Here is a 14,383-nt window from a genome sequence, read left to right as displayed (position 1 = left end):
GTCAGGCCTTCCTTTCCAGCACTTTGCCGAACATGCCGGAAGGCTTGACCAGCAAGATCAGGAACAGCAGGCCGAAGCCGACGGCGTCGCGGAAATCGCTGGAGATATAGGCCACGGTCAGCACTTCGGCGAAACCGAGGAACAGGCCGGCGATCATGGCGCCGCGGATATCGCCCATGCCGCCCAGGATGATCACCGCAATACCCTTGTGCAGCATCGGCTGGCCCATGAAAGGGGTGATGGCGTTGAACGACAGGCCGACCAGCACGCCGGCGGCGCCGCCCAAGGCGGCAGCGGCGAACGAGGTCAGGTAGAACAGGCCTTCGACATTGATGCCGAGCAGGTAGGCCGCCTTCGGCGATTCGGCGATGGCGCGCAGCGCGCGGCCCAGCTGGGTGCGGCGCATCACCGCCAGCAGCACCAGCATCAGGAGGAAGGAAATCACCACGATGCCGATCTGCACCGCGGTGACATGCAGATTGCCCCAGTTGTAGCTTTCTTCCGGAATGGTGCCCACCGGGAAACGCTTGTTTTCAGCGCCGAACAAGCCTTGCGCCAGGCTGGTCAGGATGGTGGCGACGCCGATGGTCGCGATCATCGGCGCCAGGTGCGGCGCGTTGCGTGCGCGCAGGGGCCGCAGCACCAGATAGTCGACTGCCAGGCCGAGCAGGCCGGAGGCCAGCATGGCGGCCAGCATCGCCAGCCACAGCGGCAGCGCCAGATGCTCGACCAGCAGCAACGCCGCATAGCTGCCCAGCATGAAGATGGCGCCGTGCGAAAGATTGATCACGCCCAGCACGCCGAAGACCAGCGTGAAGCCCAGCGCAAACAGCGCATAGACGCTGCCCAGCGAGAGGGCGTTGATGAGTTGTTGTTCAAGCATGAGGGCTTTTCTAAAAATCAGCGTAATTGCAGTCAATTGGGGTCAGAGTTTTTTTACGACGGCTGTATCGTCGTAAATTACTCTGACCCCAATTGACGGGTTACGGAGTGCAGGTGTCCGCGGTTGGTGCCGAATTCTTTCTCCGGACGCCGTCAATAGGGTACAGAGCCGCACGGGGAGAGTAATTCGTCGCGCTGCGGCGACTCATAAACTCTGTCCCCAATTGACTCCTATTGATTCGATTACTTCAACAAGATGAACTTGCCGCCCTTGGCAATATTCACAATCGCTTCCTGCTGCGCATCGTAGCCGACTTCCTTGCCGGTGACGGCTGGCGCTTTGCGGAAGGCGAACTTGCCGGTCGCGCCTTCAATCGTCACCGCAGGCAAGGCCTGCTGCAGGGCGATGCGGTCCTTGTCGATGGCGCCGCTCAGCTTGATCTTCTTCAGCGCATCGGCGACCACGTGCAGGGCGTCATAGGCTTGCGCCGCGAACTGATCCGGATCGCTGCCGAACTTGGCCTTGTAAGCGGCCATGAATGCCTTGTTGGCCGGCGTCAGGTTTTCCGACGACCATGGGCTGCCCATGATGGTGTCGTCGCCGGCGCCCTTGGCGATGTCGAACAGTTTCGGCGAGTTCAGGCCGTTGCCGCCGATGAAGGGCTGCTTCATGCCCAGCGCGCGGGTTTGCAGGATGATGTTGGCGGCTTCTTCGGTCAGGCAGGAGCAGACGATGGCGTCCGGGTTGGATGCCTTGATCTTGGTCAGCTGCGCCTTGAAGTCGACGTCGCCCTTGGCGTAGGCTTCGGTGGTGGTGACCGGAATTTTCTGGTCGGCCAGGGTGCCCTTGAAGACGTCGTAGCCGCTCTTGGTGAAGGCGTCGTCGTTGCCGTAAATGATGGCGACCTTCTTGATGCCGAAATGCTTGACCGCGGCGCGCGTGGTGACCGGCAGGACGTCGGCTTCCATCACGGAGTTGCGGAAGGTGAACGGGCCCATGGCGGTGATGCCGTCGGCAGTGTTGCTGGTGCCGAAGGCGACCACTTTGGCGGCATTGGCGATCGGGTCGGCGGCGAAGGCGGAGTTGGACAGGGTCGGGCCGAACACCAGCAGCGCCTTGTCCTTGAAGATCAGTTTCTTGAAAACGTTGATGGCTTCTTCTTTCTTGCCCTGTTCGTCTTCGATTATCAGTTGCAGCTTGTTGCCGTTGACGCCGCCGGCGGCGTTGACTTCATCGGCGGCCAGCGTAAAGCCGTTCTTGATGGCGACGCCGTATTTGGCCGCAGGGCCGGTCAGTGCCGCGGCCAGGCCAAGCTTGACGTCGGCGGCGTGGGCGGCGCTGCTCAGGCCGGCGGCCAGCATCAGAAACGGCAGCGTTTTCAATATGGTTTTGAATTGCATGTAGGTGTCCTCCAGTAGACCGTTCTTTTTAAGCGATACGTGAGGCACGGCGCAAGGACGCTGTGCAGCGCGTTATCGGCAGCGTTTTTATTTCGGCGCGCGCAAAGACGCACCAAAGGTGAACAAAGTATAAGGGATTTTCGGTCAGAAATTCCTGGTACGCAGCGTGGGGCTTCAGCGTGTGCGAAACGCCACGCCTACTACTCACGAGCCAGGTAAAAAACGGGTGTTTTACGCGGAGGATGCGGCGACTTTTGATCGCTTATGGAGAGATATTGCGTGATTCTGGGCAATTATACCCAACGCTGGATATTTGTGCCGGCCGCATTCATGCCAAATCGGCATGACGGCAAAGCATTGCGCTTCCCGTCATGCCGGCTTTTACATCAGCCTAACTGCTGGCGCAAATGCTGGATCGCCAAACGCACCTGGCGCGGCGCCGTGCCGCCGATATGGTCGCGCGCGGCGACCGAACCTTCCAGCGTCAGCACCTGGAAGATGTCGTCCTCGATCAGCGGCGAGAAAGCGCGCAGCTGTTCCAGCGACAGGTCGCTCAGGTCGCAGCCCTGGTCGACGCAGCTGCGCACGGCGTGCGCCACGGCTTCGTGGGCATCGCGGAAAGGCAGGCCCTTCTTGACCAGGTAGTCGGCCAGGTCGGTCGCGGTGGCATAGCCTTGCAGGGCGGCGGCGCGCATCGCGTCCGGCTTGACCGTGATGCCGCGCGCCATGTCGGCGAAGATGCGCAGCGTGTCGGTGAGCGTGTCGACGGTGTCGAACAGCGGTTCCTTGTCTTCCTGGTTGTCCTTGTTGTAGGCCAGCGGCTGGCCTTTCATCAGGGTCAGCAGAGCGATCAGGTGGCCGTTGACGCGGCCGGTCTTGCCGCGCGCCAGTTCCGGCACGTCCGGATTTTTCTTTTGCGGCATGATCGAGGAGCCGGTGCAGAAGCGGTCGGCGATATCGATGAAGCCGATCCGTGGGCTCATCCAGATCACCAGTTCTTCCGACATGCGCGAGACGTGGGTCATCACCAGCGCCGCGCTAGCGCAGAATTCGATGGCGAAGTCGCGGTCCGAGACGGCATCCAGCGAATTGCGGCAGACGTCGTCGAAGCCCAGCGTTTTCGCGACGCGCTCGCGGTCGATAGGGAAAGTGGTGCCGGCCAGCGCGGCGGCGCCCAGCGGCAGGCGGTTGACGCGCTTGCGGCAGTCCTGCATGCGCTCGGCGTCGCGGCCGAACATTTCGACATAGGCCAATACATGATGGCCGAACGTGATCGGCTGCGCCACCTGCATATGGGTGAAGCCGGGCAGGATGGTGTCGGCATGCTGTTCTGCCAGGTCCAGCAGCGCCAGGCGCAGTTCGCGCAGCAGGCCGCTGATGTCGTCGATGGCGCCGCGCAGGTAGAGGCGGATGTCGGTGGCGACCTGGTCGTTGCGCGAACGGCCGGTGTGCAGACGCTTGCCGGCATCGCCGACCAGCTCGGTGAGGCGTTTTTCGATGTTGAGGTGGACGTCTTCCAGGTCCAGCAGCCATTCGAACTTGCCGCCGGCGATTTCGCCCTGGATCTGGCTCATGCCTTTCTGGATCGCGGCGTAGTCGTCGGCGCTGATGATTTTTTGATATGCCAGCATCTCGGCATGCGCCAGCGAGCCCAGGATATCGACCTCGGCCAGGCGCTTGTCGAAAAATACCGACGCCGTGTAACGTTTGACCAGGTCAGAGACCGGTTCGGAGAAACGAGCCGACCAAGCTTCGCCTTTTTTGGAGAGTTGTGCTGTCATAATTGAGGTTTGAATCGCGCGTGAGAGTAAGAAGTGAAGTAAGCAATGAGCAGGCAAGGAATTATGCGATTATAAATCACTACCCTTGCACTACCCTCGCACTGCCCCGAAAATCGGCTGCGCCTGCTTGATACAGACATTTTACCCTGCGAGATATGCCTTACAACCAAGCCATGATTGTTTTTATGCCAACCAATGCCAGCGTCCATGCTTTCTGATCAGGCCGCCGATAGTTCGCCGGCGCAGCAACCCGGCGCGCAGGTGATTCCCGACGGCTGCAACCTGGGAGTCGTGTTCCGCGCGCTGATCGCGGTGAACCTGGCCGTCATGGCGGCGATCCTGCTGCGCAGCGATGGACTGATTGCGGCGATCGACAGTTTTGTCGAATCGGCGATGCTGGTCGAGCCGGCCTGTTTCCTGTCGCTGTCGGTATTGTGCGGCTTGCATCGGATTGCCCGCCACTTTTCTTTTGTGATGCAGCGGATCTTGTGCGCGCTGGCGCCTGCGCTGGTGACGATGGCGGTGATCTGGCTGCTGTCGGGCTTCGACTGGTTCCTGAACGGTTTTTCCCATCTCAACGCCGCCGGCGGCATCTTGCGCGCGGCGCTGGTGGCGGCCTTGTTCGGCATCGGCCTGCAGCATTATTTCGAATTGCGCGCACGCGCTTTTTCGCCGGTGCTGGTGGAGGCGCGCCTGCAGGCCTTGCAGGCGCGGATCCGGCCGCATTTCCTGTTCAACAGCCTCAACGCGGTGCTGTCGCTGATCCGCAGCGAGCCGCGCCGGGCCGAGGCGGCGCTGGAAGACCTGGCCGACCTGATCCGCGTGCTGATGCGCGACGGCCGCGCCATGACCACGCTGGAAAAAGAAATCCGCTTGTGCCGCCAATATCTGTCGATAGAAAAGATACGCCTGGGCGACCGCTTGCGGGTGCAATGGGAGCGCGAAGGCATCAGCGACGAGGTGGTGTACCGGGCGCAGATCCCGACCCTGCTGTTGCAGCCGCTGATAGAAAATGCGGTGCATTACGGCGTCGAGCCGAGCACCGAACCGGCCCTGATCCAGATCAAGCTCAGCCATTCGCTGGAGCGGATCGAGATTGTCATCACCAATCCCTACAATCCGTATAGCGGCAAGGGCGTCGCCGCGCTGCCGGAAGGAAACCAGATGGCGCTGGAAAATATCCGCGAGCGGCTGGCGCTGCTGTACGACGTCGAAGCGCAGCTGACCACCAGCACCACGCTGGGGCAGTTCCAGGTGCGCGCCAGCTTCCCCTATGTAAAGGCAGCGCTGGCGAAGCCCCCGGCCAGCAAGTAGAATCTGATCCGCCGACCATTCTTTAGCCAATCCGCCCAACCCATCAACATGATTCCTCGCATTTTCATTGTCGACGACGAAGCGCCTGCGCGCGCCAGGCTGAGCACGCTGCTGTCGGACATCGTTGCCGACTGTCCGCATTACCTGGTCGGCGAAGCCGCCCATGCGCAAGCTGCATTGGAAGGGATTGCCGCCACCGCGCCGGATATTGTGCTGCTGGACGTGCAGATGCCCGGCATGAGCGGCCTGCAGCTGGCCGAGCAGCTGGTGAGCAACGCGGATGCAGCCAAGATCGAGGCGCCCCTGATCATCTTCGTGACCGCCTATGACGATTACGCCTTGAATGCATTCGAGGTGCAGGCCTTCGACTATCTGGTCAAGCCGGTGCGCGCTGCACGGCTGGCGCAGGCCATCGCGCGCGCCAGCCGCCTGCGCCAGCCGCCGCAGTCGCTTGTCGCGCCGGCCGCCGACGGGGCAACGGCATCGCCGCGCCAGCATTTCGCCGTGCAGGAGCGCGGCCGCATGTCACTGGTGCCGATGGGCGAGGTGCTGTATCTGAAGGCGGAGCTGAAGTACGTCACGCTGCGCACCAAGAGCAAGGAATACCTGATCGAAGATTCGCTGGTGTCCATCGAAGAAGAACTGGCGGCGCACTTTGTGCGGGTGCACCGCAACGCGCTGGTGGCGCGCAACGCCATCATCGGCGTCGAGCGCGGCATCTACATCGCGGAAGGCGAGGGCGATGCCGACAAGCCGCAGGAAGTCTGGCAAGTCATCCTGCGCGACATCGATCACCGCCTGCCGATTTCGCGGCGGCAGTGGGCGGTGATCAAGGCGCTGGTGCGCTGAATCCGGCGGCCGCTACACCAGCAAATTCAAGGCATGCGGATTGCCCGCGCCATATTGCGGAAACAGTTTCTGCATGGCCGGATCGCCGATGCGCATATGCTTTTCCGCCAGCGTCGCCAGCACGGCGCGGAAGTCGGTGGTGACTGCCAGGTCGCGCCCCTCATTCAAGGACTTATCATCGATGCCGGGCCAGTGGCCGTGGATGGTGCGGCCGCGCACATTGCCGCCCAGCAGCCACATGGCGTTGCCATGGCCGTGATCGGTGCCGCCGTTGCCGTTCTCGCGGAAGGTCCGGCCGAATTCCGACATCACCACAATCACCGTATCGTTGAAAGCCGGTCCCAGCTCGTTCGCCAGCGTCGCCAGGCCGTCGGCCAGCGGCCGCAGCCGTCCGGCCAGCTGGCCGTTGCCATTGCCCTGGTTGGTATGGGTATCCCATCCGCCGACGGCGACGAAGCCGAGGCGGATCTCGGGATTGCCGCGCATCAGGCGCCCCAGGCGCGCGGTGTCTATCGACAAGCCGTTCGGCAGCGGCGCGCCGTTGTTCGCCATTTTTTGTTCCGAGCTGCTGGCGTCGGCCAGCAATTCCTTGCGCGCCGAGATGCCGTCGCGGTAGGACTTGCCGAGCGCGGCGTCTTGCGCATACAGGGCGGCGTAAGCCTGGCTGACTTCCGGCTTGTCGATCAGGGTGGGGCGGGTGGCGTCGCGTCCGGTCGGCATGTTGGCCACCACGGCGCGTCCGGTCAGGATGCGCGGCACCGATTCGCCCAGGGTCAGCGCCTGCATCGGCGACGGCGACTGCGGCATAAGCCCAGGTATGAGCGCTAGCATCCGGTTCATCCAGCCGTCGCGGGTGTTGTGTTCTCCCGGGGTGCCGGTTTCCATGTAGTCCTGCGCTTCGAAATGCGAGCGCGACATGTCGGGCGAACCGGAAGCGTGGATGAAAGCCAGCCGGCCGTCTTCCCAGTAGGGCAGCAGCGGCTGCAGCGCCGGATGCAGGCCGAAGTAGCCGGTCAGGTCGATGGCGCCGTTTTGCGTGCCCGGACGCGATACCGCAATGGTCGGCCGCGCCTTGTAGTAATTGTGGTCGCCATGCGGCACCACCACGTTCAAGCCGTCCACGGCGCCGCGCAGGAACACCACCACCATGCGCGGCGTGCCGTCGCCGGCGGCATGCGGCCGCAGCAGCGGATTGCCGTACGCAAGCGGGCTGTCTGCGGCCGTCGCAATGGTTACAGGCGGCGTCGCCTTGGCCTTGGCCAATGGCTTGGCGGGCGGCGCCACCACGCAGCCGGACAGGCCGACCGGGATCAGGATGGCGCCGCTGCCGGCGAGGCCGAGTTGGCGGATGAAATCGCGACGGTTCATGGCTTGCTCCTGGCTTTATCTTTTCATGAAATCCGGTCCGCCGAGTATCAGGCCGACCTGCAGATTGGGCGCTGCCGCGGTAATGGCAGCGAGACTGTGCGGTTCCAGCGCCGGCGCCAGCGTTTGCATCAGCTGTGCCGGATTCACGGGGGCGCCATAGCCAGGCATCGGGGCATAGGTGATCGGAGCCGGTGTCGGCGCCGCGGCTACTGCTGCGCCAGGCACGGGCGGAGGTGTTTCGGCGCGGGCGATCGGCGATTTGCCGTTGCTCAGGCCGTTGACGAAGTTGATACGGCGCAGCAGCGCATCCGGATTGAGCCACGCTTCTTCCGAGAACTTGTAACCCTCAGGCGTCAGCCAGCCATACAGCGGCTGGCCGAGCTGGTTCAGCACGCCGTCGATCGGCTTGACGTTCAGCACCGGCGTCGCGGTTGCGCGCAGCGACGACACCACATATTGATACGGCGTCTTGAACTGGGTCTGGTAATTGCTGCGGGCCCAGAATTCCTGGCTGTCGAACAGCGTGCGCAGCACCGCCTTGATGTCGCCGTTGGTAGCCAGGAAGCGGCGCGCCAGCTTCTCGGTCAGGGCCGGTTCCGGCTTGTCGGAGACGAAATACTGCACCAGTTTGGCGGCGACGAAGCGGGCGGTGGCGGGATGGCGCGCCAGGATATCGAGCGCCTGTTCGCCTTCCTGTTCGCCGCTGCCTTTGATGGTCTGGCCGAGGAAGATCTTGTCGCCGAAATCGTGGCGCTTGGGATTGAAGGCAAATCCGGGCTGGCCGTCCTTCATGGCTTTTTCATCGATGGTCCAGCCGGTCAGGATGCGTGCCAGCGCGATCACGTCGGCCTGGGTGTAGCCGCTGTCGACGCCCATGGTATGCAGCTCCAGCAACTCGCGGCCGTAGTTTTCATTGAGCCCCTTGAAGCGGCCCTTGGCTTCCGGCGTGTTGACGCCGCTGCTGAGCCAGTTGTCGAGGTAATACAGCATCGCCGGATGGTGGGCGACGCTGCCCAGCAGCTGGCGGAAGTTGCCCAGCGCATTCGGCCGCAGCACGTCTTTCTCATACTCGCCGTTCCAGTAGCGCACCCAGTCTTTGCCTTCGAACACATTGAAATGGTTGAACCAGAATTCGGTCATCACTTCCTGCAGCTGGCGCGGGCTTTCAGTGGCCAGCCACAAGCGCGCAAAATGGGCTTGCGGCGTGATGTCCTTGTTGGCGCGCTGGCGCGCCATGTTCTTTTCTTCGGGAGTGGCGCTGTTGGGCGGGAAGGAGGGCGGGCCGTATTGTTGGTAGAGCTGGGTGGCGCTGAGTTGATAAGTCGATAAGCCTGCCAGTTTTCCCGATAATTCTTCCGGCAGCGGCAGGCTGTCGGGCCGCAGCTGCTGGTCGATGTAGCGCTTGACGCCCATGCGCCTGACGGCGTCGACGTCGCCAGGGCGCGGGCCGTAGGCCAGCCGGTTCAGCACATGCAGCGCTTTTTCCGAATCGTTCAGCGGCGCCTGGACGGCTTGCGCGTGGGCGGCGCTGAGGCAGCCCAGCATCAGCGCCATGGACAGCAGTCCGGAGAGTCTTATGGTCGAGGTCATGTCCAGCCTTTTGCAGGTTTGCTTGCATCGGTACTTATTTGTCAGCTTATTTGTCAGCATAACGGCTGTTGGCAGGCATGCGACGACAGCCGCGGTGTAACAGATTGTAATGCGGCAACTTTTGGCGCGGCTGGTTTTAAATGACTTTGCCTGGATTCATCAGGTTGAGAGGGTCCAGCGCTTGCTTGATGGTTTTCATCAATGCGATTTCCACCGGCGATTTGTAGCGCAGGATTTCTTCGCGCTTGAGCGCGCCCAGGCCGTGCTCGGCTGAAATCGAACCGTCCATGCGGTTGACGCTGTCGTGCACGAGCAGGTTGATGGCGGCCTGCTGTTCGATGAAGCGGTCGGCTTCGACGCCTGCGGGCGGCGAAACGTTGTAGTGCAGGTTGCCGTCGCCCAGGTGGCCGAAGGTGACATTGCGGCAGCCCGGGAAGCGCTGCTGCAGCAGGGCGTCGGTGTCGGCGATGAATTCGGCGATGCGGGAGATCGGCAGCGAGATGTCGTGCTTGATGTTCTTGCCCTCTTTGGCCTGGGCTGAGGAGATGCTTTCGCGCAGCTGCCATAGCGCCCGCGACTGGGCGCCGGAGCTGGCCAGCACGGCGTCCTGGCAGATATCCTGTTCCAGCGCTTCGCTCATCAGTGCTTCCAGCAGCATGCTGGCATGGGGGGCGGGTTCGCTGTCGGACAGTTCCAGCAGGACGTAGTAGGGATGATGCTGGCCGAAGGGGAATTGCAATTGCGGGAAGTGCTTGGCCACCAGCTGCAGGCACAGGTCGGACATCAGTTCAAAGCCGGTCAGGGTGGCGCCGCAGCGTTCTTGCGCCAGCGTCAGCAGGCGCAGCGCGGCGGTCGGGCTTTGCAGCGCGGCCACGGCGGTCAGCTGGACTTTGGGTTGGGGGAAGAGTTTCAGGACGGCGGCGGTGATGATGCCTAAGGTGCCTTCGGCGCCGATGTAGAGGTCGCGCAGGTCGTAGCCGGTGTTGTCTTTTCTCAGGCCGCGCAGGCCGTGCATGATGTCGCCTTGGGCGGTGACGACTTCCAGTCCCAGGCAGAGTTCTCTGCTGTTGCCGTAGCGCAGGACGGCGGTGCCGCCGGCGTTGGTGGAGAGGTTGCCGCCTATGGTGCAGCTGCCTTCGGCGGCCAGCGAGAGGGGGAGCAGGCGGTTTGCTGTCGCGGCGGCTTCTTGCACCTGTTGCAGGATGCAGCCGGCTTCTGCGGTGATGGTGTGGTTTGTCGGATCTATGGCGCGGATCCGGTTCAGGCGTTTTAGCGACAGTACGATTGCGTGGCCGCTTTGGTCGGGGACGCTGCCCAGCACCAGGCCGGTGTTGCCGCCTTGGGGGACGATGGGGATGCGGAACTGGTTGCAGAGCTGGACCAGTCTGGCGACTTCGGCGGTGTTGGCTGGTTTGGCGACTGCTAGCGCCTGGCCGGTATAGCGCTGGCGCTGGTCGGTCAGGTAGCCGGCCTTGTCGGCGTCGCTGGTGAGCATATGCGAATCGCCAATGGCATCGCGGCAGGCAGCAAGAAAAGCGTCATTATTCATATCGTAAAATTTCGAAAAAGCAGTCAAATGCGCAGCCCACGCCGCAGTTAAATGGGGTCAGAGTTTTTTTACGACGGCCTTATCGTCGTAAATTACTCTGACCCCATTTAACGGGCTACGGAGTGCGTGCGGTGGCGTGCTAAGAACGGTCTGAGGGTTGCTAAAACGTTTTGTACTCCGTGGATGCTTGCCGGGGGCGGCCCGGCAGCCGCTCACTTTCTTTTGCTTCGCCAAAAGAAAGTAAGCAAAGAAAAGGCGACCGCAAAGCCATTGCCCTCCCTCCGGTCGGGTCCCCAAATCCGGCGCGCGCCAGCCGGGTGAGGGGCAAAACTCGCCTTCGGCTCAAACATGCCCCTCACAATTCCCGGCTGACACGCGCCGGATTTGGCAATGTCTCCATGCGGGGCACGTCAAAAGCAACGGCAACGTCAAAAGCAACCCCAACGTCAAAAGCAACCCCAACGTCAAAAGCAACCCCAACGTCAAAACCCACAGCCTCTTTGTTTCAGACAGCATCGCTGCTTTACCGTGACGCTTTCTTTATTGCTTCTTGCGCTACTTCCTTGGCTGCTTTTTTGTATGGGCGCAGGTAGAGGATGGTGCACAGGAAAAAGATGGTGCTCAGCGCCACTTCCAGCCAGCCGAGTCTTGTGCTGATCAGGTTGCTGTCGCTGGTGGCGCGGACTATGCCTTCGGTGAAATAGATCAGGATCAGCATCGAGGCCCATTGCATGGTGTAGACGTCGCGCTTGAGGACGCCGCGCAGGGGGAATAGCAGGGGCAGGACTTTCAGGACCATCCAGGAACCGCCGGGACGCAGCGGCGCCAGCACCAGTTCCCAAGCCAGGCCCAGTGCGATCAGGGCCAGCAGGCTGGCTACCGCGCCTAGGTAAAAGAAGCGCGGCTGGCGCGCGGCGTGCGGCAGCGGGTGGGTTGCCGTGTCGGGTTTCAGTTTGGTGGTCATCTTGGCCCCGCTGGGTTGAGCTTCAATGCGGTTTCGGCCAGCCGTCGCCCTTGGGCGATGGCCAGGGTGCGGCTTTCGGCGGAGACCGGCTGGGTGCCGTTCATGCCGGACCAGTGGCTGGCGCCGTAGGGAGTGCCGCCGCTGGCGGTGGTCATCAGATCGGGCAGGGTGTAGGGCAGGCCCATGATCAGCATGCCATGATGCAGCAAGGGCGTCATCATCGACATCAGCGTCGATTCCTGGCCGCCGTGCAGGCTGCCGGTGGAGGTGAACACGCAGGCCGGTTTTCCAGCCAGGGTGCCGGCCAGCCATTCGGTGCTGGTGCCGTCCCAGAAATACTTCATGGCGGAAGCCATGTTGCCGAAGCGGGTGGGCGAGCCGAGCGCCAGGCCGGCGCATTGGTGCAGGTCGGCCAGCTCGACATAGGGCGCGCCTTCGGTCGGGATATCGGGGGCGCTGGCTTCGGTCACGGTAGAGACCGCCGGCACCGTGCGCAGGCGGGCTTCGCAGCCGGCTACCGAGTCGATTCCCTGGCCGATCAGTTCGGCCAGTTTGCGGGTCGAGCCATGGCGCGAATAGTACAAAACGAGAATCGGTGTAATAACGTTAATGTTGGATGAGTTCATTTTGGTATTATAGGGCGCTTTAGCGCCAACTCATGGTGCAAAACGCATGCCGCGCCCGGTTTCCTGATGTGCCGCGGCGGGCAAAATGAGGTAACGCATGACGTCGATAAAATTTTCCAGACTGCGCGGCCTGTCCTGGGTGGAATTGCGCGATCTGTTCCGCTTCGCGGCGCGCCGCCTGGACGAGGAACGCTTGCCGCAAGTGGCCGGCAGCCTGACCTTCACCACCATCCTGGCGCTGGTGCCGATGCTGACCATCGCGCTGGCGATCTTTACCGTGTTCCCGCTGTTCAGCACCTTCCGCGCCTCGCTGGAACAGTATTTCGTGCATAACCTGATGCCGCGGGGCGTCGCCAACACGATTCTCGATTACCTGAACCAGTTCGCCACCAAATCGGCGCGCCTGTCCGCGGTCGGCGGGGTCGCCCTGATCGTGACCTCGGTGCTGACCATGTCGACCGTCGACCATGTATTCAACCGCATCTGGCGGGTCAAGACACAGCGGCCTTGGATCCACCGTGTGCTGGTGTACTGGGCCATCATCACGCTCGGCCCCTTGCTGATCGGCATCTCGATCACCGTCACCTCGTATTTGTCGGCAGCGGCCAACGGCCTGGTGGTGAGCTGGATCGGGCGCTGGTTCTATACGCTGCTGTCGGTGGCGCTGACCACCGGCGCCTTTACCCTGCTGTACGTGGCGGTGCCGAACCAGCGGGTCGATTGGCGCGATGCGATCTGGGGCGGTTTGCTGGCCGGCATCGCCTTCGAAATCGCCAAGCGCGTGTTTGCCGCCTACATCATCAAGTTCCCGACCTATACGATGGTCTACGGCACGCTGGCGGCCTTGCCGATATTCCTTTTGTGGATCTACATGCTGTGGATGATCACGCTGGTGGGAGCGCTGTTGGCAGCGGCGCTGCCGGTGGTGAAGTACGAACGCTGGTGGCATGTGCCGTCGCCAGGCAGCGCTTTCGTCGATGCCATGGCGGTGCTGCAGGTGCTGCACCAGGCACGCATGCGCGGCAGTTCGGCGGCGGTCGATGCGGGACAGATCCGGCGCGCTACGCGGCTAGGCTTCGATGAGTCCGAAAGCCTGCTGCAGCAGATGCGGGAAGCCGGCTGGGTCGGCACTGTGCAGACCGAGATGCTGGCGCGCAGCCAGTGGGGGCGCAAGGTGCGCATCAATGTCGACGGCTGGATCCTGCTGGCCAATACGGAAGTGCTGAAACTGGCCGATATCTACCGCATGTTCGTATGGAATCCTGCCGCCGGCAGAGCCATCGACAGCGGCCTCGACCGGTGCGTGGAAAGCGCCATCGAACACGGCCTGGAGCAGACGCTGGCGGCGCATTTCGCGCAGGTCCTAGCCAACCCGAACCTTGATCGTGCCGCCCTGCGGCAGTCTTGAAATCCAGAAATAGCTGATCTTTACCCTGCCGGGATACATCGGCTGGGTGTAGTTCATCAAGAACGAGGTCATCGGCCGGCGCGGCGCCACGGCGGCCGAGGCCGGTGCGGCGTCAGCCGGGTCTGGCTTCTTGAGCAGCGCCGGCAATGGATCGCTAGCTGGTGTTCCCATTAAAACTCCTGTCGCTATGCAGCGCGCCATGGCATGGATGGCGATGCCGGAAAACAAAGATACGAATTTTACGGGATAAACGGTTCACATTGCTGTGAAGAAGATTTTACATAGTTAATAAAAATGCATTCAGTAAAAAGATACCCGGCCGCTGAGCATCTGCCAGTACATTACCCAGTCGCCGAGGAATGAATACAAGGGCTGCCTGAAGGTTGCAGGGCGGTTCTTTTCAAACGCGAAATGACCGACCCAGGCAAAACCGTAGCCGCACAGCAGCGCCGCCAGCAGCCAGTAAAAATTGCCGGTAAATACCAGCATGACCACCGACGCCAGCGCCAGCGTGGAGCCGGCGAAATGCAGCTGGCGGCAGGTGCGGTTGCTATGCTGGCTCAGGTAGCTGGGATAGAACTCGGCGAAAGTCTCATACTTTTTTTCAAGCACGGTAGGCATGCTGTCTCCTGGCGGTGGCTGGATCCTGCT

13 protein-coding genes are annotated in these 14,383 nt (G+C 62.2%); 3 read left to right on the top strand and 10 right to left on the bottom strand.

The window, feature by feature from the left end:
- Window position 1: 1 nt before the first annotated feature.
- The 3 genes from KHU30_RS08465 to argH all read right to left on the bottom strand — a co-directional run bounded on the left by KHU30_RS08465 (window position 2) and on the right by argH (window position 4,064).
- Window positions 2-883: a branched-chain amino acid ABC transporter permease gene (locus tag KHU30_RS08465; RefSeq protein WP_211442089.1), complete on the bottom strand. Its 882-nt coding sequence runs from the start codon at window positions 881-883 to the stop codon at window positions 2-4.
- A gap of 242 nt (window positions 884-1,125) precedes the next feature.
- Window positions 1,126-2,283 (bottom strand): ABC transporter substrate-binding protein, encoded by a 1,158-nt coding sequence (locus KHU30_RS08460; RefSeq protein ID WP_211442088.1) that lies wholly within the window; start codon window positions 2,281-2,283, stop codon window positions 1,126-1,128.
- 386 nt (window positions 2,284-2,669) lie between these two features.
- Window positions 2,670-4,064 (bottom strand): argininosuccinate lyase, encoded by a 1,395-nt coding sequence (gene argH / locus KHU30_RS08455; RefSeq protein ID WP_211442087.1) that lies wholly within the window; start codon window positions 4,062-4,064, stop codon window positions 2,670-2,672.
- Window positions 4,065-4,271: 207 nt separating this feature from the next.
- On the opposite strand from argH, the gene KHU30_RS08450 reads away from it, so the two are divergent.
- Both KHU30_RS08450 and KHU30_RS08445 read left to right on the top strand, forming a co-directional pair.
- The gene (locus KHU30_RS08450) at window positions 4,272-5,378 is read left to right on the top strand and encodes a sensor histidine kinase (protein WP_211442086.1); all 1,107 of its coding nucleotides are present in this window, start codon (window positions 4,272-4,274) and stop codon (window positions 5,376-5,378) included.
- Between the two features lie 48 nt (window positions 5,379-5,426).
- A complete protein-coding gene (locus KHU30_RS08445) occupies window positions 5,427-6,227 on the top strand; it encodes a LytR/AlgR family response regulator transcription factor (RefSeq protein WP_211442085.1) in 801 nt (266 codons plus the stop codon).
- A gap of 12 nt (window positions 6,228-6,239) precedes the next feature.
- Here KHU30_RS08445 and KHU30_RS08440 read toward each other — a convergent pair whose 3' ends face one another.
- From KHU30_RS08440 to wrbA, 5 genes are all read right to left on the bottom strand, one after another.
- Complete coding sequence (locus KHU30_RS08440) at window positions 6,240-7,595, bottom strand: DUF1501 domain-containing protein (protein ID WP_211442084.1); 1,356 nt, start codon at window positions 7,593-7,595, stop codon at window positions 6,240-6,242.
- A 15-nt stretch (window positions 7,596-7,610) separates the two neighbouring features.
- Window positions 7,611-9,185: a DUF1800 domain-containing protein gene (locus tag KHU30_RS08435; protein ID WP_211442083.1), complete on the bottom strand. Its 1,575-nt coding sequence runs from the start codon at window positions 9,183-9,185 to the stop codon at window positions 7,611-7,613.
- 136 nt (window positions 9,186-9,321) lie between these two features.
- The gene (locus KHU30_RS08430; RefSeq protein WP_211442082.1) at window positions 9,322-10,734 is read right to left on the bottom strand and encodes an FAD-binding oxidoreductase; all 1,413 of its coding nucleotides are present in this window, start codon (window positions 10,732-10,734) and stop codon (window positions 9,322-9,324) included.
- A gap of 523 nt (window positions 10,735-11,257) precedes the next feature.
- Entirely contained in the window at window positions 11,258-11,698 is a 441-nt protein-coding gene (locus tag KHU30_RS08425) for a DUF2069 domain-containing protein (RefSeq protein WP_211442081.1), read from the bottom strand.
- The gene (wrbA, locus tag KHU30_RS08420; protein ID WP_211442080.1) at window positions 11,695-12,324 is read right to left on the bottom strand and encodes an NAD(P)H:quinone oxidoreductase; all 630 of its coding nucleotides are present in this window, start codon (window positions 12,322-12,324) and stop codon (window positions 11,695-11,697) included. Before wrbA ends, KHU30_RS08425 begins: the two co-directional genes overlap by 4 nt.
- A gap of 97 nt (window positions 12,325-12,421) precedes the next feature.
- Here wrbA and KHU30_RS08415 point away from each other — a divergent pair, with 97 nt between their 5' ends.
- Window positions 12,422-13,732, top strand: a complete 1,311-nt coding sequence (locus KHU30_RS08415; RefSeq protein WP_211442079.1) for a YihY family inner membrane protein — start codon at window positions 12,422-12,424, stop codon at window positions 13,730-13,732.
- Here KHU30_RS08415 and KHU30_RS08410 read toward each other — a convergent pair.
- Together KHU30_RS08410 and KHU30_RS08405 are read right to left on the bottom strand one after the other, a co-directional pair.
- Window positions 13,688-13,903: a hypothetical protein gene (locus KHU30_RS08410; protein WP_211442078.1), complete on the bottom strand. Its 216-nt coding sequence runs from the start codon at window positions 13,901-13,903 to the stop codon at window positions 13,688-13,690. The two genes, KHU30_RS08415 and KHU30_RS08410, sit on opposite strands and share 45 nt — an antisense overlap.
- A gap of 129 nt (window positions 13,904-14,032) precedes the next feature.
- A complete protein-coding gene (locus KHU30_RS08405) occupies window positions 14,033-14,353 on the bottom strand; it encodes a DUF962 domain-containing protein (protein ID WP_211442077.1) in 321 nt (106 codons plus the stop codon).
- Window positions 14,354-14,383: the final 30 nt, after the last annotated feature.

This window comes from Collimonas humicola (assembly GCF_018304945.1).
In the GTDB taxonomy this organism is placed as follows: Bacteria; Pseudomonadota; Gammaproteobacteria; order Burkholderiales; family Burkholderiaceae_D; genus Collimonas; species Collimonas humicola.
The sequence above is the reverse complement of the archived record's forward strand: the minus strand, read 5'-3'. Positions and strand labels throughout refer to the sequence as shown.